Origin of the sequence: Rhodococcus gordoniae (genome assembly GCF_001646655.1) — a bacterium.
GTDB lineage: Bacteria > Actinomycetota > Actinomycetes > Mycobacteriales > Mycobacteriaceae > Rhodococcus > Rhodococcus gordoniae.
Genome location: NZ_LPZN01000044.1, coordinates 170252 through 191274, shown reverse-complemented (window position 1 = coordinate 191274; position 21023 = coordinate 170252). Strand labels below are relative to the sequence as shown.

Annotated in this window: 17 protein-coding genes; 11 read left to right on the top strand and 6 right to left on the bottom strand. The window is 69.1% G+C overall.

The window, feature by feature from the left end:
- Positions 1 to 1020, bottom strand: a 1020-nt coding sequence (locus A8G18_RS16520; RefSeq protein WP_064064706.1) for a carboxylesterase/lipase family protein, incomplete at its 3' end; no start/stop codon positions are given.
- Positions 1021 to 1075: 55 nt separating this feature from the next.
- Positions 1076 to 2299 carry a hypothetical protein gene (locus A8G18_RS16515; protein WP_064064705.1) on the bottom strand — a complete coding sequence of 408 codons (1224 nt, stop codon included), beginning with the start codon at positions 2297 to 2299 and terminating at the stop codon, positions 1076 to 1078.
- Between the two features lie 59 nt (positions 2300 to 2358).
- Here A8G18_RS16515 and A8G18_RS16510 point away from each other — a divergent pair, with 59 nt between their 5' ends.
- From A8G18_RS16510 to A8G18_RS16500, 3 genes are all read left to right on the top strand, one after another.
- The gene (locus tag A8G18_RS16510) at positions 2359 to 3006 is read left to right on the top strand and encodes a TetR/AcrR family transcriptional regulator (protein WP_016933262.1); all 648 of its coding nucleotides are present in this window, start codon (positions 2359 to 2361) and stop codon (positions 3004 to 3006) included.
- Positions 3003 to 4625: an acyl-CoA dehydrogenase family protein gene (locus tag A8G18_RS16505; protein ID WP_016933263.1), complete on the top strand. Its 1623-nt coding sequence runs from the start codon at positions 3003 to 3005 to the stop codon at positions 4623 to 4625. The genes A8G18_RS16510 and A8G18_RS16505 overlap by 4 nt, the downstream gene beginning before the upstream one ends.
- 97 nt (positions 4626 to 4722) lie before the next feature.
- A complete protein-coding gene (locus A8G18_RS16500; RefSeq protein WP_016933264.1) occupies positions 4723 to 5514 on the top strand; it encodes an FAD:protein FMN transferase in 792 nt (263 codons plus the stop codon).
- Between the two features lie 10 nt (positions 5515 to 5524).
- On the opposite strand, the gene pgi is transcribed toward A8G18_RS16500, so the two are convergent.
- Complete coding sequence (gene pgi, locus A8G18_RS16495; protein WP_064064704.1) at positions 5525 to 7162, bottom strand: glucose-6-phosphate isomerase; 1638 nt, start codon at positions 7160 to 7162, stop codon at positions 5525 to 5527.
- A 102-nt stretch (positions 7163 to 7264) separates the two neighbouring features.
- Here pgi and A8G18_RS16490 point away from each other — a divergent pair, with 102 nt between their 5' ends.
- Positions 7265 to 8716 carry an NAD-dependent succinate-semialdehyde dehydrogenase gene (locus tag A8G18_RS16490; protein WP_016932180.1) on the top strand — a complete coding sequence of 484 codons (1452 nt, stop codon included), beginning with the start codon at positions 7265 to 7267 and terminating at the stop codon, positions 8714 to 8716.
- Between the two features lie 61 nt (positions 8717 to 8777).
- Here the strand turns inward: A8G18_RS16490 and A8G18_RS16485 are convergent, their stop codons facing one another.
- Positions 8778 to 9089, bottom strand: a complete 312-nt coding sequence (locus tag A8G18_RS16485; RefSeq protein ID WP_016932179.1) for a chorismate mutase — start codon at positions 9087 to 9089, stop codon at positions 8778 to 8780.
- 234 nt (positions 9090 to 9323) lie between these two features.
- On the opposite strand from A8G18_RS16485, the gene pcrA reads away from it, so the two are divergent.
- Positions 9324 to 11702, top strand: a complete 2379-nt coding sequence (pcrA, locus tag A8G18_RS16480; RefSeq protein ID WP_064064703.1) for a DNA helicase PcrA — start codon at positions 9324 to 9326, stop codon at positions 11700 to 11702.
- Between the two features lie 48 nt (positions 11703 to 11750).
- Here the strand turns inward: pcrA and A8G18_RS16475 are convergent, their stop codons facing one another.
- Positions 11751 to 12731: a M23 family metallopeptidase gene (locus tag A8G18_RS16475; protein ID WP_115311550.1), complete on the bottom strand. Its 981-nt coding sequence runs from the start codon at positions 12729 to 12731 to the stop codon at positions 11751 to 11753.
- Positions 12732 to 13179: 448 nt separating this feature from the next.
- Between A8G18_RS16475 and sucC the strand changes: the two genes are divergently transcribed.
- The gene (gene sucC / locus A8G18_RS16470; protein WP_016932176.1) at positions 13180 to 14349 is read left to right on the top strand and encodes an ADP-forming succinate--CoA ligase subunit beta; all 1170 of its coding nucleotides are present in this window, start codon (positions 13180 to 13182) and stop codon (positions 14347 to 14349) included.
- A 16-nt stretch (positions 14350 to 14365) separates the two neighbouring features.
- Positions 14366 to 15268: a succinate--CoA ligase subunit alpha gene (gene sucD, locus A8G18_RS16465; RefSeq protein ID WP_016932175.1), complete on the top strand. Its 903-nt coding sequence runs from the start codon at positions 14366 to 14368 to the stop codon at positions 15266 to 15268.
- A 62-nt stretch (positions 15269 to 15330) separates the two neighbouring features.
- Here the strand turns inward: sucD and A8G18_RS16460 are convergent, their stop codons facing one another.
- Positions 15331 to 15954, bottom strand: a complete 624-nt coding sequence (locus A8G18_RS16460; protein ID WP_064064702.1) for an IMPACT family protein — start codon at positions 15952 to 15954, stop codon at positions 15331 to 15333.
- A gap of 83 nt (positions 15955 to 16037) precedes the next feature.
- On the opposite strand from A8G18_RS16460, the gene A8G18_RS16455 reads away from it, so the two are divergent.
- The 4 genes from A8G18_RS16455 to purH are packed head-to-tail and all read left to right on the top strand — an operon-like array spanning position 16038 to position 21017.
- Positions 16038 to 17087 (top strand): DUF5336 domain-containing protein, encoded by a 1050-nt coding sequence (locus A8G18_RS16455; RefSeq protein WP_064064701.1) that lies wholly within the window; start codon positions 16038 to 16040, stop codon positions 17085 to 17087.
- A 49-nt stretch (positions 17088 to 17136) separates the two neighbouring features.
- Positions 17137 to 18765: a cell division protein PerM gene (locus tag A8G18_RS16450; RefSeq protein ID WP_064064700.1), complete on the top strand. Its 1629-nt coding sequence runs from the start codon at positions 17137 to 17139 to the stop codon at positions 18763 to 18765.
- Positions 18766 to 18820: 55 nt separating this feature from the next.
- Positions 18821 to 19468, top strand: a complete 648-nt coding sequence (purN, locus tag A8G18_RS16445; protein WP_174906192.1) for a phosphoribosylglycinamide formyltransferase — start codon at positions 18821 to 18823, stop codon at positions 19466 to 19468.
- On the top strand, positions 19455 to 21017 hold the full coding sequence (gene purH, locus A8G18_RS16440; protein WP_026002846.1) for a bifunctional phosphoribosylaminoimidazolecarboxamide formyltransferase/IMP cyclohydrolase: 1563 nt from the start codon (positions 19455 to 19457) through the stop codon (positions 21015 to 21017). The genes purN and purH overlap by 14 nt, the downstream gene beginning before the upstream one ends.
- Positions 21018 to 21023 lie beyond the last annotated feature (6 nt).

Genomic DNA, 21023 nt, shown 5'->3' with positions numbered 1-21023 from the left:
CAACGCGTCGATCCGCCGCGGGCTCGTCGGCAGCGCGTCGAGGAACTTCGGGAACAACGCACCTTCGCGGTCGTTCGTCCCGAGCACGAGCGGAACAGGATGCGCCGCACCCGTCTCGTACGCCTCGAGCGGCTGGAGCGGAACGAAATCGCCGTCGACGACCGGGCCGAAGGGATGCAGACCGGGAGTCGCGCGCAGCACCTGCGCCCCGAGCCGGGAGCCCACCCGTCCGAGCTCGACGGGTGAGGCGTCGAGGAGCGCCCGGGCCGCCGACTCCGGATCGGCGCCGAGCAGTTCGACGAACTTCCGGCCCCATTCGGCCGAGCGGTCGGCGGTGACCACGAGATTCGGTGCCGGGCTCTGCGCGATCGCGGCGGAGAACAGTCCGCGCGCGGCGGGTGTCGCCAGCAGGGTGGTCACCGAGGTGCCTCCCGCGGACTCGCCGAAGATCGTCACGTTTCCGGGGTCGCCGCCGAAAGCGGCGATGTTGCGCTGCACCCACTCCAGTGCCGCGACCTGGTCGCGCAGGCCGAGATTGGAATCGAACCGCGTCGACTCGGTGGAGAAGGCGCCGAAGTCGAGATAGCCGAGCGCTCCGAGGCGGTAGTTGACCGACACGTAGACCACATCGCCGCGCCGGACCAGCGACTCGCCGCCGTACACCGACAGGGCACTCGTGCCGAGGGTGAACGCGCCGCCGTGGATGAACACCATGACCGGTCGAGGCGCGTGGACCCGTCCGGCCGGGGCGAGCACGTTGAGGGTCAGACAGTCCTCGTCGGGACGCACACGCACCCCACGACGCCCCGTCTCGGCATAACGCGGACGCTGCGGTGCGGCATTGCCGAACCGCGTCGCATCGCGCACCCCTGTCCAGGGCTCGACCGGTTGCGGCGCGCGCAGTCGCAGTTGACCGACCGGGGGAGCGGCGTACGGGATGCCGCGCCAGGCGAGGAGGTCGCCGAGCCGGGAACCGCGGACGGTCCCGTCGGCGAATGTGACGTGGGTCTCGGCCGTCATGCTCTGCACTGTACGTGACAGGGCGTCACAGTAGCCGCCGCCTCCGCGATCGGCGTCACCAGGCGTGGGCCTCGAGTCCCCGGTCCGCGAGCTCGGCCCGGACATAGGTGCGCAGCGTCGAGGTGTCGGGGAAGCGCTCCTCGTCGAGAGCCACGAACGCCAGCGTGTACCGCTCGTCGGTGTGGCAGGCGTAGACCGACAGCCGGGTCGCGGTGCGGGCCGGCCGGGTGTCGAGTCCCGGATGCATGGCACGCATCGCGATCCCGGTGGTGCGGTACGGACCCAGGGTGGTGAGTTCGCGGGGCACGGCGCCGATGTTGGAACACAACAGGTCCCGCTCGCCGGCGCCCCGCGCGACGCGGGCGGCGAGCAGGTCGGGGAGGAGCTGCAGGATCTCGGCCGGCATGTTGTGCGGTGCCCCTTCCCGCGGCTGCGTGTAGGCCTGCGCGGCGCGGGCGCGGATCGAGGCGACGGTGTCGCCCTCGTCGACGGAGACCCCCACCATCGACACACCGTTGGAGACGGTTCCGTCTGCCCGGTCGTCGATGGGAACAGAGATGCGCACGGGGAACGGGATCCGGGCGCGGCGGGCGACGCCGGCCGACACGGCGAGCAGCAGGGCGTTCGGAGTGCCGTCCTCCGTTGCTGCGAGTGCCGTCCACTGCGCGGCGTCGACGTCGACCAGCGCGGTGCGGGGCCGGGCGCGCACCGTCTGTGGTGCGGGTGCCTTCTCGGTGCGGGGTGTGTACTTCACGCTGCGCAGTCCGCCGCCGACCTTCCGGAGCAGCTGCATCGCGTCGCGCAGGTCGGAGTGACGACCGGGGTCCGGTCGCCGCGGCCGGTCGGCAAGGGCGTCGGCGACCGCGCGGACGAATCCCCGTGCGTCCGTCAGAACGTGTGAGCACACGATCGACAGCGCCGTGCCGCCGCTCGCGAGGCGGGTCGCGGCGAGTGCCCAGCCGGGACCGAGTTCGGGATCGACGTTCACGTTCGCGTGCTCGTCGGCCCAGGCGAGGAGTTCGTCGTCGGGAATGGGCGTCGCGGGATAGCGCAGCGGATGGACGTGGGTGTTCGGCTCGAACCGGGGGCGCGCGCCGGGAACCCGGGACCGGACCACGCGGCGTCCGAGGGGGCCTTCGGACAGCACGTCGTGGAGGGACAGCAACAGGGTCGCGTCGACGGTCTCGTCGGTGCGCCACAGGCCCTGCATCACCGACGGCAGGCCGGTTCCTTTGTGGCGGTGGAGGAACATCTCGTCCACGACGCTGAGTCGATTCACAGGTCCGACCGTAGCGCCGACCGTTGACCGAAGCACTGAACCGAGGTTCAATTCTTGGTGTGGCGTACCGGCGGACACCCGCAGTACAGGAGCGACTCGACGCGCAGCGCGAGGCGATCGCCGCTGCCGCCGTGGGATTGTTGAGCGAGCGCGGCTACAGCGGACTGTCCGTCTCAGCGGTCGCCGAACGCGCCGGCGTCGCCACCGGCAGTGTCTACCGGCACTACGTCGACAAGTCCGACCTCATGGTGCGCATCTTCCGGGAACTGTGCGGGCGTGAGGTCGAGGCCGTGACGGCCGCCGCCGCAGCCGGATCCGGTGCCGACCGGGTCAGCGCGGTGGTCGAGACGTTCTCCCGGCGTGCGCTGCGCAATCCCACCCTCGCCTACGCACTGCTCGCCGAACCGGTCGACGCCGCGGTCGACGCCGAACGGCTCGTGCTGCGTCGCGCTTTCGCGGCGGCCTTCGCGAACGCCGTGAACCACGGCATCGCGGCCGGTGAATTCCCTGGCCAGGACGTCGAACTCACCGCCGCCGCCCTCGTCGGGGCGGTCGGTGAGGTCCTCACCGGCCGCCTGCGCGGCGCGACCGATGGTCGCCTGCGCGGCGCGGCCGAATCCACCGTCCCCGATCTCGTCGTCCTCGCCCTGCGGGCGGCCGGGTGCCCTGCCGTCCGGAACGACATCGTGTCAGGAGTGAAGCCGTGAATTTTCCCGCCACCCATGAGGTGTTCAACCAGGCCCCGGACCTCGAGCCCTATCGGGCCGCCGACGATCCAGCCCTGCTCGAAGGGCTGCGCCGCGAGGGGGCGAGATGGGCCGAGGACGAGGTCCGTGAACTCGGCGCCCTGGCCGGCAGCCCCCGCGCCCAGGACTGGGGTCGCCTCGCCGACGAGTACCCGCCCGTCCTGCACACCCACGACCGTTACGGCCACCGCATCGACGAGGTCGAGTTCCATCCGCACTGGCACGACCTGATGACCGTCGCCGTCGAGAACGGCCTGCACGCCGCGCCCTGGCGCGATCCGCGTCCCGGCGCGCACGTCGCCCGGGCCGCGAAGTTCTACGTGTGGGGACACACCGACGCCGGGCACATGTGCCCGATCTCCATGACCTACGCCGCGATTCCGGCGCTGCGCCACAACGCCGAACTCGCCGAGCGCTACGAACCGCTGCTGGCCGCCCCGCACTACGACTTCGGGCTACGGGAACCCTCCACGAAACGGGGCCTCATCGCCGGGATGTCGATGACCGAGAAGCAGGGCGGTTCCGACGTGCGCGCCAACACCACCACCGCGACCCCCAACGCGGACGGCTCGTACACGATCGTCGGGCACAAGTGGTTCACGTCCGCCCCGATGTCCGATCTGTTCCTCACGCTCGCGCAGACCGAGCACGGACCGTCGTGCTTCCTGCTGCCGCGCGTCCTGCCCGACGGCACCCGCAACGCCATCCGCATCCAGCGGTTGAAGGACAAGCTCGGCAACAAGTCGAACGCCTCCTCCGAGATCGAGTACGAGAACGCGATCGGCTGGCTCGTCGGCCCGGAAGGTCGCGGCATCAACACCATCATCGAGATGGTGAACATGACGCGACTCGACTGCGTCATCGGATCGGCCGTGAACATGCGGGTCGCGACGCTGCGCGCGGTGCATCATGCCCGCCACCGGACGGCGTTCGGCGCGCTGCTCGTCGACCAGCCGCTCATGCGCAACGTCCTGTCCGATCTCGTCGTCGAATCCGACGCTGCGACGACGATCATGATGCGTCTCGCCGGGGCCACCGACCGCGCCGCCGGGGACGAGCAGGAAGCCGCTCTGCGTCGCATCGCGCTGGCCGTCACCAAGTACTGGGTGTGCAAGCGTGCACCCGCCCTGACGGCCGAAGCCCTCGAATGTCTCGGCGGCAACGGCTACGCCGAGGAATCGGGGATGCCGCGGCTGTACCGCGAGTCGCCGCTCATGTCGATCTGGGAAGGGTCCGGAAACGTCGCGGCGCTCGACGCCCTGCGGGCCATGGCCCGGCAACCCGACACCGTCGAGGCGTTCTTCACCGAGGTCCGGCTCGCGGAAGGCTCCGATCCCCGGCTCGATTCGGCGATCGCCCGGGTGGGCAAGGAGCTCGCCGACCTCGAGGACGCCGAGTACCGGGCACGGCGGGTCGTGGAACTGATGGCTCTCGTCCTGCAGGGAGCCCAGCTCGTCCGGCACGGGCACCCCGCGGTCGCGGAGGCGTTCTGCCGGAGCCGGCTCGACGACGACTGGGGCATTGCGATGGGCACCTTGCCGACCGGGGTGGACACCGCCGCGATCCTCGAGCGGGTCTGACGAGGGCGGGCCCGATCTTGCAGCGCTGTCACCTGTCGTAGGCCCCGGGCATACTGGAATACATCCTGCGAGATATCGAACACGGGTGGAGCCCGTCATGGTCGGCAGCAACGAATGGTGGGAGTGGGGTCGGCAGATCGCACTCGCGGTGACCGAGCCGCATGCACTGCACCGTGCCCGCATGATTGTGCGCGGCGTCGTCGCCGAATCCGAGGCGGTCAGCGACAGCCGCCGGGGCGACGCCGAGATCCATTCCGTCAATCTCGCGCAGGGCACTCCGGTCACGATGAGCCCCCGCCTGGCGTCGATGGTGCGGTCGGCGCTGTGGGCGGCCCGTATGACGGGCGGGACCGTCACTCCGGTCGACTCCGACGACGCCTCCGTCGACGCGGGTGCCATCCCGCCGATCCATCCCATCCCGACCTACCGCGACGTGCAGATCGAGGGAGACGTCGTGCTCGCCCCGTTCGGGGTGAGTCTCGAACTCGGCGCGACGGCCGTGGCCGACACCGTCGACTACTCGGCGGCGCTCGTCGCGAGCCTGCTCGAATGCGGGGCGCTCGTACGCATCGGCGATGTCATGGCCACCGCGGGTCACGCCCCGGCCGGGGGATGGCAGGTTCCGCTTCCGGATCGCGGGTCCGTCGAACTGCCGGCCGGATCGGCGATGGCGTCGCACACCAGCGATGTCGCCGACCCGGAGCGGTGGCGTCTGGTCAGCGTCATCGCTCCCGACGCGGTGTGGGCCGATGCGGCTGCGGCGACGGCGCTGCAGCGGGGGATCGGGGCCGTGTCGTGGCTCGAGCAGTACGACCTGCCCGCGCGTCTCGTCGACACTCATGGCCGGGTCCGGACCACCACGGCGTGGTCCGATCCGAAGGCAGCGTGACCGAGAGCGGTCACGCCCGATCGCGTAGGGTTCGGTAGGTCTCGATCAGGTGGTCGGTGGAGGCGTCGCCGGTGTCGGGGGTCTCGTCGCCGGTGAGTACCGCCTGCAGGGCGGTGGCCTGGGTCTTGCCGAGTTCGACCCCCCACTGATCGAACGAATCGATCCCCCAGATCACCCCTTGGACGAAGGTCTGGTGCTCGTAGAAGGCGATGATCTGCCCGAGCACCGACGGCGTCAACTCGGGGGCCAGGATCGTCGTCGACGGCCGATCGCCGGGCATCACCTTGTGCGCCACCAACGCCTCCGGCACGCCTTCGGCGCGGACCTCGTCGGCCTCACGCCCGAACGCCAGCACCTTGGCCTGGGCGAACATGTTCGCCAGCACCAACACCTGCATCGAGGTGGTGCCGTCGCGGGCGGGCAGGTCGTCGCCACTGCGGGCCAGGCCCAGGAAATCGACCGGCACGATCTCGGTGCCCTGATGCAACAACTGGAAGAAGGCATGCTGACCGCCCGTGCCGGGCTCCCCCCAGAACACCTCCCCGGTCGGGCAGCGCACCGCGGCGCCGTCCGCGCGCACCGACTTGCCGTTCGATTCCATGGTCAACTGCTGCAGATAGGCCGGCAACCGCGCCAGATCCTGCGCATAGGGCACCACCGCCCGGGAGCGGTGGCCGAGGACACTGGCGTTCCACACCCCGATCACCCCGGCCAGCAACGGCGCATTGTGCTCGGGGGCGGCGGTGGCGAAATGTTCGTCGATGGCGTGCATGCCGGCGAGGAACTCACCGAACCGCTGCCGTCCGATCGCGCACATCACCGCCAGCCCGATCGCCGAACCCACCGAATAGCGGCCCCCCACCCAGTCCCAGAACTCGAACATGTGCGCCGGGTCGATACCGAACTCGCGTACCCGCTGCGTGTGCGTCGACACCGCCACGAAATGCTGGGCGACGGCGTCCTCACCGAGGGCGTCGACGAGCCAGCGGCGGGCGGCGGTGGCATTGGACAGTGTTTCGAGGGTGGAGAAGGTCTTCGACGCCACGACGAACACCGTCGTCGCCGGATCCAGGTCGGCCAGCGCGGCGGTCAGATCCGCCGGGTCGACGTTGGAGACGAACCGTGCCGCGGGCCCGTCGTGGAAGCGGCGCAGCGCGCCGGTGACCATCGCCGGGCCGAGATCGGAGCCGCCGATACCGATGTTGACCACCGTGGCGATCGGCTGCCCGGTGGCGCCGCGCCAGCGTCCGTCGCGGATCCGGTCGGTGAACTCACCCATCCGGTCGAGCACGGCATGCACCTGCGCGACGACGTCGATTCCGTCGACGATCAGCGACGCCTCCCGCGGCAGCCGTAGAGCGGTGTGCAGCACCGCCCGGTCCTCGGTGATGTTGATGTGCTCACCGGCGAGCATCGCCTCCCGAGCGGCGGCCACACCCGTCTGCTCGGCGAGTTCGAGCAGGGTGTGCAGCACCGGGGTGTCGAGGCGTTGTTTGCTGAAGTCGACCACCAGATCCCCGGCAGGGATCGTCAGCGCCGAGACCCGGTCGGGTTCGGTGGTGAACAACTGCCGCAGTGACACCGATTCGAGCCGGTCGCGATGGTTTTCCAGAGCTTTCCACGGTGCCGTTGCGGTTACATCGCTCATGTCGTCGACAGTAGTGCGCCCCGAGGGGGTGTGCCCGGTGTGTGAAGGCGGGGATCCCGAGGTTCCCGGCAGCGAGCGGCTGTGGCGCGCATGATGGGGCATATGGATGCTGCAGAACTGATTCGGTCCGTCCCCACCGACCTGTTCCTCGGCGGTGAATGGGTTGCGGCCGAGAACGGAGCCACTTTCGGAGTCCACGATCCCGCGACCGGCGAAGAACTCGCGCGTGTCGCCGACGCCGGGCCCGGTGATGCCGTGCGGGCCCTCGACGCGGCCGTCGCGGCCGGTCCGGCGTGGGCCGCGACCCCACCGCGCGAACGCGCCGAACTACTGCGGGCGGTCTGGCAGAAGATCACCGACCGCGCCGACGACTTCGCGCTGCTCATGACCCTCGAAATGGGTAAGGCACTGCCGGAGAGCCGGTCCGAGGTGACCTACGGGGCCGAGTTCCTGCGGTGGTTCTCCGAGGAGGCCGTCCGCATCTCCGGTCGCTACACACCCGCCCCGGCCGGCACCGGGCGTGTCCTCGTGACCAAACAACCCGTCGGCCCCTGCCTGGCCATCACGCCGTGGAACTTCCCGCTCGCGATGGGCACCCGCAAGATCGGCCCCGCCCTCGCCGCGGGCTGCACGATCATCGTCAAACCCGCCTCCGAGACACCACTCACCATCCAGCTGCTCGCACAACTCTTCGACGAGGCAGGACTGCCCGCCGGCGTCCTGTCGGTGCTGCCGTCCTCGCATGCGAGTGAGGTCACCGGTCCGCTCCTCGAGGATCCCCGGTTGCGCAAGCTCACCTTCACCGGCTCCACCGAGGTGGGGCGCACGCTCGCCGAGAAGGCCGGTCGATCACTGCTGCGCACGTCGCTCGAACTGGGTGGCAACGCGCCGTTCGTCGTCTTCGAGGACGCCGATCTCGACGCGGCCGTCGAGGGTGCGGTGGCAGCCAAGCTGCGCAACGGGGGAGAGGCCTGCACGGCCGCGAACCGTTTCCACGTCCACAATTCGGTGCGCGAGCAGTTCGTCGCGAAGCTCACCGAGCGCATGGCGTCGTACAAGCTCGGGCCGGGAACGGAGCCCGACGCGACGCTGGGCCCGCTCGTCAACGAGAAGCAGAAGAAGACCGTGATCGAACTCGTGCAGGACGCGGTATCGGCGGGCGCCTCGGTGCGACTGGGCGGTGAGGCCGCGGACGGTCCGGGATGGTTCTATCCCGCCACCGTGCTCGACGACGTGCCGCACGAGGCACGCATCCTGAAGGAAGAGGTGTTCGGACCGGTCGCGGCCGTCACCGGCTTCGACACGGAGGAGGAAGCGCTCGCGGCTGCGAACGACACCAGGTACGGGCTCGCCGCCTACATCTTCACGCGCGATCTCGACCGGGCCCTGCGCGTGTCACATGCGCTCGAAACCGGCATCGTGGGTGTGAACCGCGGTGTCGTCTCGGACGTCGCGGCACCGTTCGGCGGGATCAAGGATTCCGGGCTGGGACGCGAGGGCGGCACCGAAGGCATCGAGGAATTTCTCGAGACCAAGTACATCGCCCTGCAATGAGAGCGGTGGGGAATCAGTGACCGGGACGGCCCCGCCGTCAGTGACCGGGACGGCCCCGCCGTCAGTGACCCAGACGGCCACGCCCGAGGCGGAGCAGCAGCATCGCCAGGGTGTGGCCTTCCTGGCCCAGTTCGCTGAACCGCTCGAGGACCTTCATCTCGCGGCTGTGCACGAGGCGGGTACCGCCGGATGCCATCCGGGTACGCCCGATCATGCGGGAGACCTCGGTGCGCCGCTTGACCGCAGCCAGGATCTCGGCGTCGAGGCGATCGATCTCCTTGCGGAGCTCCTCGATCTCGGCTTCGGTGGGCACTCCGGCGTCGTCGGCTTCTGCCGGCTCGCCGGAAAGGGAAGAATCGATGTGCGTGCTCATGTCGTCTCCTCGCATCTGCTCTGAAGGATCGCCCGTCTGGGAGCGGCTGTTACCGGTATCGGGTCGGGCCGGCCGTCGGGAATCGACAGCGACAACCGGAACTCGATCCGAGCCTGCAAAGGACAGAAGACATGGCCCCCAGTTTGCCACTCACCCTGTCGGCCCTGCCACTCGCCCTGATCGACGGTGCGGTCCGGATCCGTTGTCCGGGCGGTCCGGTAGTTTGGTGAAACGATGAACACTCCCGTCGCGCTCGCACACTCCCGCCCCGGATCCGATGCTCTTCTCGAAGGGCTCAATCCGCAGCAGCGGGAAGCGGTCACGCACGAGGGAGCCCCGCTGCTCATCGTCGCGGGTGCCGGCTCCGGCAAGACGGCCGTGCTCACGCGACGCATCGCCTATCTGCTGGCCGAGCGCGACGTCGCCCCCGGTCAGGTGCTCGCCATCACGTTCACCAACAAGGCTGCCGCCGAGATGCGCGAGCGGGTGGCGGCCCTGGTGGGGCCGCGCGCGAACGCGATGTGGGTCTCGACCTTCCATTCCAGCTGTGTCCGGATCCTCCGCGCCCAGGCCGCTCTGCTCACGGGCATGAATTCGAATTTCACGATCTACGACGCCGACGACTCCCGTCGTCTGCTCACGATGATCGCGAAGGATCTCGAGCTCGACAGCAAGAAGTACTCCGCGCGGCTGCTGTCCACGCAGATCTCGAACCTGAAGAACGAGCTGATCGGGCCCGACGAGGCCGCGCACGAGGCGGAGACCGATTCGGCGGCCACCGAACTCACCCGCGTCGTCGCGCGGGTCTACGCGCATTACCAGCAGCGCCTGCGCACGGCGAACGCCTTCGACTTCGACGACCTCATCGGCGAGACGGTGGCGCTGCTGCAGGCACATCCGCAGGTCGCCGAGTACTACCGGCGCCGGTTCCGTCACGTGCTCGTCGACGAGTACCAGGACACCAACCACGCGCAGTACGTGCTGGTGCGCACCCTCGTGGGCGATCCGGAGGAGGAATCCGCCGTTCCCCCGAGCGAATTGTGCGTGGTGGGCGACGCCGACCAGTCGATCTACGCCTTCCGCGGCGCCACGATCCGCAATATCGAGGAGTTCGAGCGCGACTATCCGCAGGCCCGCACGATCCTGCTCGAACAGAACTACCGCTCCACCCAGAACATCCTGTCGGCGGCGAATTCCGTGATCTCCAAGAACACCGGTCGCCGCGAGAAGCGGTTGTGGACCGATTCGGGCGAGGGCGAACTCATCACCGGTTACGTCGCCGACAACGAGCACGACGAGGCGCGGTTCGTCGCAGCCGAGATCGACCGGCTCGTCGACGGCGGCGACACCACCTATTCCGACATCGCGGTGTTCTACCGCACCAACAATGCCTCCCGTGCGTTCGAGGACGTCTTCATCCGGCACGGGGTGCCCTACAAGGTCGTCGGCGGTGTGCGGTTCTACGAGCGCAAGGAGGTGCGCGACATCGTCGCGTACCTGAAGGTGCTCGACAATCCGGACGACACGGTGAGTCTGCGGCGCATTCTCAACACCCCTCGTCGCGGTATCGGTGATCGTGCCGAGGCGTGTGTGGCGGTCCACGCCGAGCGCCTCGGTGTGAGTTTCGGGCAGGCACTCACCGACGCCGCTGCCGGCAAGGTCGCGCTGCTGAACACGCGGGCGCAGAAGGCGATCGCCGGATTCGTCGAGATGATGGACGGCCTGCGGGCGATGCTGGTCGCGAGCGACGCCGACGGCAACGACATGGTCGACATCGGCGATGTGGTCGATGCGATCCTCGAACGCACCGGATACAGCGCCGAGTTGTCGGCGAGCGACGATCCCCAGGACGGCGCCCGTCTCGACAACCTTCACGAACTTGTCAGCGTGGCAAGGGAATTCAGTGCCGACGTTCGCAACGCGGCCGGGATCGTCGACGACGAACGCGAGGAGGGCGATCCCGAACCGGGATCACTCGCAGCGTTCCTCGAGAAGGTCTCGCTCGTCGCCGACGCCGACCAGATCCCCGAGAACGAGGCCGGCGTCGTCACGCTGATGACGCTGCACACCGCGAAGGGTCTCGAGTTCCCGGTCGTCTTCGTCACCGGCTGGGAGGACGGCCAGTTCCCGCACATGCGTGCCCTCGGAGATCCGGCCGAGCTGTCCGAGGAACGACGTCTCGCGTATGTGGGTCTCACCCGGGCCAGACGTCGTCTCTACCTCTCGCGGGCCGTATTGCGCTCGTCCTGGGGGCAGCCGCTCACCAATCCGGAATCCCGTTTCCTGCAGGAGATTCCGCAGCATCTCATCGACTGGCGACGCCTCGAGTCCACACCCGCGCGCGGGCAGGCGATCGGTTCGGGCACGGGTTCACGCTTCGGTGCGGGCGAGGGGCGAGGTTCGTCGGGCACCCCGAGTTTCGGTGCGGCGCGCGGACGCAACAACCACTTGGTGCTCGACGTCGGCGATCGCGTCAGTCACGACAAGTACGGTCTGGGAACGGTTCTCGAAACCCGCGGGTCGGGGCCCACGGCCACCGTCGTGATCGATTTCGGTAGTGCCGGCAAGGTGCGGCTGATGCTGGTCGGCGGTGTGCCGATGGTGAAGCTCTAGGGCTCTCCGGCCTTGCTTTCGGCCGTCTGCTCCCGCTGCGGTCGGCAATCAGTCGCGGTCGGGGCCGAGTGAGATGCCGCGTGTGGCGAGCCACGGAAGCGGGTCGATCTTGTCGACGCCGTTGAGGTGCACCTCGAAGTGCAGGTGCGGGCCGGTGGAGAAGCCGCGATTGCCCATGGTGGCGATCTGGTCGCCGGCCATGACCCGCTGACCCACGCTGACGAGCGACTGGTCGATGTGCCCGTACACGGTGACGGTGCCGTCGGCGTGGAGGAGCCGGATCCACATGCCGAATCCGGAGGCCGGACCGGAATCGATGACCTCCCCGTCGGCGACCGCGAGGATCGGGGTGCCGATGGGGCCGGCGATGTCGATGCCGGCGTGGAGCGTGCCCCAGCGGGCACCGAAGTGCGAGGTGAACGAACCCACGGCGGGAAGCACGAACAGCGGGCGGCGGGCGGCGGCCTCGCGCGCAGCGCGTTCCTCGCTGAACCGCTGACCCTTGGCCAGGAGATTCGAGAACTGCGACAGATCGTTCGGATCGGCGATGTTGAGCACCTGCGGAGCCTGCGACGGCTCGGCGTCGGCGCTCGGTGCGAACTGCGCGGCCTGGGGCACGGCGGTGGCGGTGATGACCGACGAATCTGCTTCACCGGCGGCGAGAGCGACCTCGGAGTGTCCGGTGCTCTGCCCCGGACCGCCGTTGGCTGCGGCCTGGCCGGCTGCCACAACGGCACCGGCAGCGACCGCGAAGACGGCGGCGCGGCCTTTGAGGGCGGTGGGGGGAGTGGGAAGTCGATGGGCTCCACCGCGGGAAGCGGGAGCGGTGACGTCGCTGTTCTCGGCGTGATCGCGCGAGAAGCGGTCGTCGCGGTCGGCGTGGCCGTGGGAATCGGAGTAGTAGGTCGCCTCGGGACCGGGGCCGGTGTTCCGGAAATCCAGCGTGGCGGCTTCCCAGGGATTCCAGTCGTCGGGGGCCGATTCGGGACGGCGGGTTCGGCTGCCGGCACTCGGACTGCCAGAGCGCATGCCATCCTCCGTTCGTGACCTCATCGTTACTTCGACCAGGCGACGGTAACGAAGCGATCGCGGGGGTGGCAAGCCGTAGTTCGTCCAGCAGACGTTATGTGAGTGGCATCACAGTTCAAACCAGGGCAAATTGGGACATGGGCCAGCCGATCGGGGTTCAAACACCGTTCTGCGACATGTCACGAGTTCGTTGTGCGCCCGGCAGGCGGGATCCGGTGCCGATGGGCAAGTGGCCACCTGTCATTCTGAACCGAGTGCTCCACTCGATCGTGGCGTCGGCCACGTTTCGGGAGGGGAACTGCGAAGTCGTTCCCGGAACCGACGCGCGCGTGACCTGTACCACATGGGACTGCCGCGCGTGATCCGCGGCCCGGCCGAGAAACTAGAGTCCGAAACGACCCGCTCGATACCCCGGAGCGGGCGTGAACGCAGACGAGACGGTGAGCAGATGGATCTCTTCGAATATCAGGCGAAGGAACTCTTCGCCAAGCATGACGTGCCGACGTCGGCCGGCCGTGTTACCGACACTGTCGCCGGTGCCCGCGAGATCGCGGAGGAAATCGGCAAGCCGGTGATGGTCAAGGCCCAGGTCAAGGTCGGCGGCCGCGGCAAGGCCGGTGGCGTGAAGTACGCCGCCACCGCAGACGACGCGCAGACCCACGCCGAGAACATCCTCGGCCTCGACATCAAGGGTCACATCGTCAAGAAGCTCCTGGTCGCCGAGGCCAGCGACATCGCGGAGGAGTACTACATCTCCTTCCTGCTCGACCGCACCAACCGCACCTACCTGGCCATGTGCTCGGTCGAGGGCGGCATGGAGATCGAAGAGGTCGCCGCCACCAAGCCGGAGCGCCTCGCCAAGGTGCCCGTCGACGCCGTCAAGGGTGTCGACCTGGCCTTCGCGCGCGAGATCGCCGAGAAGGGCCACCTGCCCGCCGAGGTGCTCGACGCCGCAGCCGTGACCATCCAGAAGCTGTGGGAGGTCTTCGTCAAGGAAGACGCTCTCCTCGTGGAGGTCAACCCCCTCGTCCGCACCCCGGACGACCAGATCCTCGCCCTCGACGGCAAGGTCACCCTCGACGCCAACGCCGACTTCCGTCAGCCCGGCCACGCCGAGTTCGAGGACAAGGACGCCACCGATCCCCTCGAGCTCAAGGCCAAGGAGAACGACCTCAACTACGTCAAGCTCGACGGCGAGGTCGGCATCATCGGTAACGGCGCCGGTCTGGTCATGTCGACCCTCGACGTCGTCGCCTACGCAGGCGAGAAGCACGGCGGCGTCAAGCCCGCCAACTTCCTCGACATCGGCGGCGGCGCGTCCGCAGCCGTCATGGCTGCCGGTCTCGACGTGATCCTGAACGACGCTCAGGTCAAGAGCGTGTTCGTCAACGTCTTCGGTGGCATCACCGCGTGCGACGCGGTCGCGAACGGCATCGTCAAGGCCCTCGAGATCCTCGGCGACGAGGCCAACAAGCCGCTGGTCGTCCGCCTCGACGGCAACAACGTCGACGAGGGTCGCCGCATCCTCGACGAGGCCAACCACCCGCTGGTCACCGTCGTCGCCACCATGGACGAGGCTGCCGACAAGGCGGCCGAACTCGCCTTCGCAGCGAAGTAAAGGGACACACAGAACAATGGCAATCTTCCTTACCAAGGATTCCAAGGTCATCGTCCAGGGCATCACCGGCGGCGAGGGCACCAAGCACACCGCGCTCATGCTCAAGGCCGGCACCCAGGTCGTCGGCGGCGTGAACGCCCGCAAGGCCGGCACCACGGTCTCGCACACCGACAAGGACGGCAACCCGGTCGAGCTCCCCGTCTTCGGCTCCGTCGCCGAGGCCATCAAGGAGACCGGCGCCGACGTCTCGATCGCGTTCGTCCCCCCGGCCTTCTCGAAGGACGCCATCGTCGAGGCCATCGACGCGGAGATCCCGCTGCTCGTGGTCATCACCGAGGGCATCCCCGTGCAGGACTCCGCGTACGCGTGGGCCTACAACGTCGAGAAGGGCAACAAGACCCGCATCATCGGCCCCAACTGCCCCGGCATCATCACCCCGGGTGAGGCGCTCGTCGGCATCACCCCGGCGAACATCGCCGGCAAGGGCCCGGTCGGTCTCGTGTCCAAGTCGGGCACCCTGACCTACCAGATGATGTACGAGCTGCGCGAGTACGGCTTCTCCACCGCCATCGGCATCGGCGGCGACCCGGTCATCGGCACCACCCACATCGACGCCATCGAGGCGTTCGAGAAGGACCCGGAGACCAAGGTCATCGTCATGATCGGCGAGATCGGCGGCGACGCCGAGGAGCGCGCGGCCGATTACATCAAGGCCAACGTGACCAAGCCGGTCGTCGGCTACGTCGCGGGCTTCACCGCCCCCGAGGGCAAGACCATGGGCCACGCCGGCGCCATCGTCTCGGGCTCCTCGGGAACCGCTCAGGCCAAGAAGGACGCTCTCGAGGCGGCAGGCGTGAAGGTCGGCAAGACGCCGTCCGAGACCGCTGCGCTCGCTCGCGAGATCCTGCAGTCGCTGTAAGCAGCTTCGCCGTCCGTGCGCGTTTCCGGTAGCTGTTGCTACCGGAAACGCGCACGGGCGTTTCAGGCGTCGATCCAGTCGACACCCGCGGGTTCGAGTTCGGCCGCACCGGACGTCAGCGATGCCACCCAGCCCTCCAGTTCGCCGCGCTCGCGCCCCGCGACAGTGAGGACCACCCTGTCCGCATAGGCGACGTCGAGCACCGCGACCCCCCGTCCCCGCAGTTCCGCCTCCACGCGACCCGCCTCGGCGTGATCGATCGCGAGGGTGAACTTCTCCTGCTGCCGGCGCTCGACGAGGGAAGTCTCGTCCAGCGCTGCGGCGACCGCGCCCGAGTACGCGCGCACCAGACCGCCGGCGCCGAGCTTGATCCCACCGAACCACCGGGTCACCACCGCCGCGACGTTCACGAGATCCCGGTGATGGAGGACCTGCAGCATCGGTATTCCGGCGGTGCCGCCCGGTTCGCCGTCGTCGCTCGACCGCTCCGCGCGCATCGACCGGTCGTCGCCCACCACGAACGCCCAGCAGTGGTGTCGGGCATCGGGATACAGTCGGCGTTGTTCGTCGACGAAGGCGAGCGCGGCGTCGGCCGTGTCGACACGGCGAACCGCGGCAAGAAAGCGCGAGTGCTTGACCTCCGTCTCGACCACGACATCGGGACCCGGGGCGAGAGTGTGCGGCATGGGCCCCATTCTCTCGGGTAGTCCCTAGGCTGGTAACTGCAGGACGAGCAACCGACACACACCGACCGACGGCAGGAGAATCGATGACATTCCCCGCAGGCGCATCCGCCCAGAGCAAGGTGGTGCCGTTGCTGCTGCCACTCGCAGTGGCCGTGCTCGGTGCCGTGAACTTCCTGCTCGGCCTCACCCCGTTCGTGAACATCACCTTCGGCTCCCAGGTGGCGCTCACCTCCTTCGATTTCGGCTTCGCCGTCGTGCCCCTGGCCTTCCTGCTCTTCGGTGGTGTGAGCGCCGCACTGTCGCTGTTGCCCGGCCAGGATCTGCGTGCCGTGGCCGTCGCGGCCTCGGGCGTCGGTTTCGTCACGTCGCTGTTCCAGCTGTTCCACCTACCCGAGGACACCGGAATCGCGTGGGGTGGTGTGACGATCCTCGTTCTCGGTTTCCTGCAGTTCGCACTGGCGCTCGTGGCGTTGCTGTTCGGTCTCGGCATCCTCGTGTCGGGGCGGTCGGGTGGCCGCGGCTCGTTCGGATCGCAGCAGGCCGCCGGGCAGTACCCGGGATCGGGTGGTGCTCCGGGATCCGCTCAGCAGCAGGGCTTCGGTGCGCCCCAGGGATACGGACCCCAGGGCTACGGGCAGCCGCAGGGTTACGGCTCCCAGCAGCCGGGAGTCGCCGGGGGGCAGTCCCAGTTCGAGGCGCCTCATCCGGGGCATCAGGCGTATCCAGGGCAACAGGGGTCGTCGGGGGAGTACTCCGGTGCCCAGCAGTACGGCGGAGGGCAGCAGTATCCGGGGTCGCAGCAGTACGGCGGAGGGCAGCAGTTCCCGGGTGGCCAGCAGTACGGCGGGGGAGCGCAGTATCCCGGTGCCCAGCAGTACGGCGCTCAGCCCTATTCGGGCGCGCAGCAGTACACCGGTGGACAGCAGTACACGGCCGCGCAGCCGACACAGCAGTACCCCGTGCAGGAGTCGCCCGCGACGCCGGAATCGACCGATCGCACCGACGCCCCGGCCGACCGGACCGAGTCCGGGACCCACACCACGGGCACGGACCATCGCGAGGAGACCGGCACCTCCGCGACCGGCGACCAGGACGCCACGCAGGCCTTCCGCGCCCCGGACGACCAGCGGTGAGCGGCGCGCCTGACACCACGATCGCCGCGACGGTGACACTCTCGACCCGATGACTTCGACGCTCGGCCGGTCGACCCGGCACGTTCCACCCGACGACGACCACCTGGACCCGGAGCGGTTCCGCATCCTGCTCGGTACCGCGGCCCGTGTTCCGGCGGTGACGCTCGCCGTCGTGGCCACGATCGTGGTGACGACGATGGTCGTCGCCAACAGCGACCTCACCGGTATCTACGCCGCGATCGCCGGAACGTGGCTCGCGCTGCACCAGGTGACGCTCACGATCGACGGCACGTCCCTCGGCGTGCTGCCGCTGCTGCCCACGGCGATCCTGCTCTGGCAGGCCGCACGCGGATGCGCATCGGCGGCCGACGCGATCGTCGAGAACAGCGGCTACGCCCTCGACCGGCAGGACGTCTCCCGCATCACCGTCGCAACCCTCGCGGGTCCGCTCCTGGTGACCGCCGCGTCGCTGATCGTGCTCCAGGACGCGGCGAGCGTGCTGCCGGTGACGCCACCGAACGCCGCAGCCGCCCTGGCATGGGTCACCGGCATCTACCTCCTCGCAGCGCTCATCGGTATCGGGTCCCGAGTGTGGAAGCCGGTGGTGCGGTACTATTCGGCGCCCGACTGGCTCGTGCTGGCGTTCCGTCCGGCGCTGCGGGTGCTGCTCGGGATGTTCGCGGCCGGTGGAGTCGCGGTCGTGGCAGGGCTCCTGTGGTCGTGGAACGTCGTCGGCGAACTGCTGGCGCGCGGTGACCACTGGACCGGCGTGCTGGGTCTGACGGTGATGTCGATCCTGTATCTGCCCAACGTCGTCATCGGAGCCGCCGCCGTTCTCGCCGGCAGCACCGTGCACTTCGGCGACATCCACCTGAGCCTGTTCGAGGCGACGGGTGGTGACCTCCCGGCCCTGCCGGTGCTCGCGGCGGTCCCTTCCGGCCCGGCCGCGGCGTTCTGGCCGGTGCTGCTGGCCGTTCCGGCGACGATCGGTGCGCTGCTCGGCCGCTTCGCCGCCCAGCGGACCCTGCAGGCGAAAGCCGACGGTGTTCCGGTCGGCAGCGCCGACGCGGCATGGACGGTACTCGCCGCCGCAGCGGGAGCCGGACTCGTCACGGCGCTGGCGACCTGGGTCGCGGGTGGCCCGCTCGGAGTCTTCGGCGTGGTCGGTGCCAACTGGTGGCTCGCCGGAATCCTCGTCTTCGCGTGGTCGGGGCTGCTCGGCATCATCACGGCCCAGCTGCTGATGTGGCGCGAAGGGCGGCTGGCCGCGGCCGCGCTGCGGGCCGACGCCGCGGTCGACGAGGAGACCGCGGAGAGCACAGCGGACGTAGCGGATGGGGACGACACGGACGACGCGGACGCGGACGACGCGGCGGACGCGGATGACGTCGACGCAGAGCTCCAGTCGTCCGAAGCCGACACTCCTGCACTCGAGGCTCCTGCGACCGAGGCTCCTGCCGCCGAGGACACGGCGGCCGACGAGGACGGCGACACTGCCGAGGACAGTGCATCCGAGGCGGACGACGAGCCGGTCTCGGAGAGCGACACCGACCCGGACTCGGACGGTGCCGCCGATACGGATTCGGAGGGCGTCATCGACGCCGAGGTCGTCGAGATCGTCGAGGAGGACGAGCTCGACGAGGAGGTCGCGAACAAGGCCGACAAGGGCGCCGACTAGGCTCTCCTACGGCCGGTCGATCGGCCGACCCACCTCGACTTCACAGGAGTGGACCCTGACTGCCTCGCGTGACCAGCTGCCGCCCACCGCGCCGGCGCGGCTCGTCGTCCTCGCCTCGGGTACGGGCAGCCTGCTGCGTTCGTTGCTCGAGGCCACTCGGACAGACGGATATCCCGCAACGGTCGTCGCCGTGGGTGTCGATCGCGAGTGCCCCGCGGAAGGGCACGCGGCCGACGAGGAGATCCGGTCGTTCCGCGTCGCACTGCGCGACTTCGAGGACCGTGCCGCATGGGACCGAGCGCTGACCGACGCGGTCGCCGCCCACGAACCCGATCTCGTGGTGTCCGCGGGCTTCATGAAGATCCTGGGCCCGGCGTTCCTGGACCGGTTCGCCGGTCGCATCATCAACACGCATCCCGCGCTGCTGCCGTCGTTCCCCGGCGCGCACGCCGTCGCCGACGCCTTGGCCTACGGCGTCAAAGTCACCGGTTCGACGGTGCACCTCGTCGACGGAGGCATCGACACCGGGCCCATTCTCGCGCAGGAAGCGGTGCAGGTGCTCGACGATGACGACGAGGACACCCTGCACGAGCGCATCAAGGTTGTGGAGCGACGGTTGCTTGCCGAGGTGGTCGCCGCCGTCGCCACCCGTGGAGTTGTTTCCGATGGACGAAAGGCCGTGATCCCCGGTGACCGAACGTAAGACTGTGCGCCGCGCGCTGGTCAGCGTGTACGACAAGAGCGGGCTGGTGGAGCTGGCGACAGGGCTCCACGCGGCAGGAGTCGAGCTGGTCTCGACCGGCTCCACGGCAAAGACCATCGCCGACGCAGGCGTGCCGGTGACGAAGGTCGAGGAACTGACCGGTTTCCCCGAGTGCCTCGAAGGCCGGGTGAAGACCCTGCACCCGCGCGTGCATGCCGGCATCCTCGCCGACACCCGCAAGCAGGACCACCTCGACCAGATCGCCGATCTCGGCATCGAGGCGTTCGAGCTCGTCGTCGTGAACCTCTACCCGTTCACCCAGACGGTCGCCTCGGGTGCAAGCCCCGACGAGTGCGTCGAGCAGATCGACATCGGCGGCCCGTCGATGGTCCGTGCCGCGGCGAAGAACCATCCGTCCGTCGCGGTGGTCGTCGACCCGGCTGCCTACGGTGACGTGCTCGCCGCCGTCGAGGGCGGCGGTTTCACCCTCGAGGAGCGCAAGCGCCTTGCCGCGCAGGCCTTCCAGCACACCGCCGCCTACGACGTGGCGGTGGCGAGCTGGATGAACAGCGGCTACGCGACTCCCGAGAACGACGAGTCGCAGTTCCCGGCGTGGACCGGCGCGACCTGGATCCGCGCGAATGTCCTTCGCTACGGCGAGAATCCGCACCAGGCTGCGGCGCTGTACGTGAACGAGGCCGGCGAGCCGGGGCTCGCGCAGGCCGAGCAGTTCCACGGCAAGGAGATGTCCTACAACAACTATCAGGACGCCGACGCCGCCTGGCGCGCCGCGCACGACCACAGCGAGCCGTGCGTCGCGATCATCAAGCACGCCAACCCGTGTGGCATCGCGATCGCCGACGACATCGCCACCGCGCACCGCAACGCGCACGAGTGCGATCCGGTCTCGGCCTTCGGCGGCGTCATCGCCGCGAACCGTGAGGTGAGCGTCGAGATGGCCGAGCAGGTCGCCGAGATCTTCACCGAGGTGATCATCGCCCCGTCGTACGCCGACGGTGCCGTCGACGTGCTCTCCCGCAAGAAGAACATCCGCATCCTGCGCGCCGATTCGCCGCAGTCGGCACCGGTCGAGATCCGTCAGATCTCCGGTGGTCTGCTCCTGCAGGAACGCGACGTGCTCACCGCGGACGGCGACTCCACTGCGAACTGGCAGCTCGCGTGCGGTGAGGCCGCGGACGAGGCCACGCTGCGCGACCTCGAATTCGCTTGGCGCGCATGTCGTGCCGTGAAGTCCAACGCGATCCTGCTGGCCTCGGGCGGCGCGACCGTCGGTGTCGGTATGGGTCAGGTCAACCGTGTCGACTCGGCGCGTCTCGCCGTGACCCGCGCGGGTGAGCGGGTCGCCGGGTCGGTGGCCGCGTCGGATGCCTTCTTCCCGTTCGCCGACGGCCTGCAGGTGCTCACCGAGGCCGGAGTGAAGGCGATCGTGCAGCCGGGCGGCTCGGTGCGCGACAACGAGGTCATCGAGGCTGCTCGCGAGGCGGGCGTGACCCTGTACCTCACGGGCGCGCGGCACTTCGCGCACTAGTTTCGA

What these genes read in the sequence shown, in the direction of transcription:
- pgi (WP_064064704.1), bottom strand. Translation starts at nt 7,162, where the DNA reads ATGAGCGATGTAACCGCAACGGCACCGTGGAAAGCTCTGGAAAACCAT.
- A8G18_RS16455 (WP_064064701.1), top strand. Translation starts at nt 16,038, where the DNA reads ATGACATTCCCCGCAGGCGCATCCGCCCAGAGCAAGGTGGTGCCGTTG.
- A8G18_RS16490 (WP_016932180.1), top strand. Translation starts at nt 7,265, where the DNA reads ATGGATGCTGCAGAACTGATTCGGTCCGTCCCCACCGACCTGTTCCTC.
- A8G18_RS16500 (WP_016933264.1), top strand. Translation starts at nt 4,723, where the DNA reads ATGGTCGGCAGCAACGAATGGTGGGAGTGGGGTCGGCAGATCGCACTC.
- pcrA (WP_064064703.1), top strand. Translation starts at nt 9,324, where the DNA reads ATGAACACTCCCGTCGCGCTCGCACACTCCCGCCCCGGATCCGATGCT.
- A8G18_RS16485 (WP_016932179.1), bottom strand. Translation starts at nt 9,089, where the DNA reads ATGAGCACGCACATCGATTCTTCCCTTTCCGGCGAGCCGGCAGAAGCC.
- sucC (WP_016932176.1), top strand. Translation starts at nt 13,180, where the DNA reads ATGGATCTCTTCGAATATCAGGCGAAGGAACTCTTCGCCAAGCATGAC.
- A8G18_RS16475 (WP_115311550.1), bottom strand. Translation starts at nt 12,731, where the DNA reads ATGCGCTCTGGCAGTCCGAGTGCCGGCAGCCGAACCCGCCGTCCCGAA.
- sucD (WP_016932175.1), top strand. Translation starts at nt 14,366, where the DNA reads ATGGCAATCTTCCTTACCAAGGATTCCAAGGTCATCGTCCAGGGCATC.
- A8G18_RS16460 (WP_064064702.1), bottom strand. Translation starts at nt 15,954, where the DNA reads ATGCCGCACACTCTCGCCCCGGGTCCCGATGTCGTGGTCGAGACGGAG.
- A8G18_RS16450 (WP_064064700.1), top strand. Translation starts at nt 17,137, where the DNA reads ATGACTTCGACGCTCGGCCGGTCGACCCGGCACGTTCCACCCGACGAC.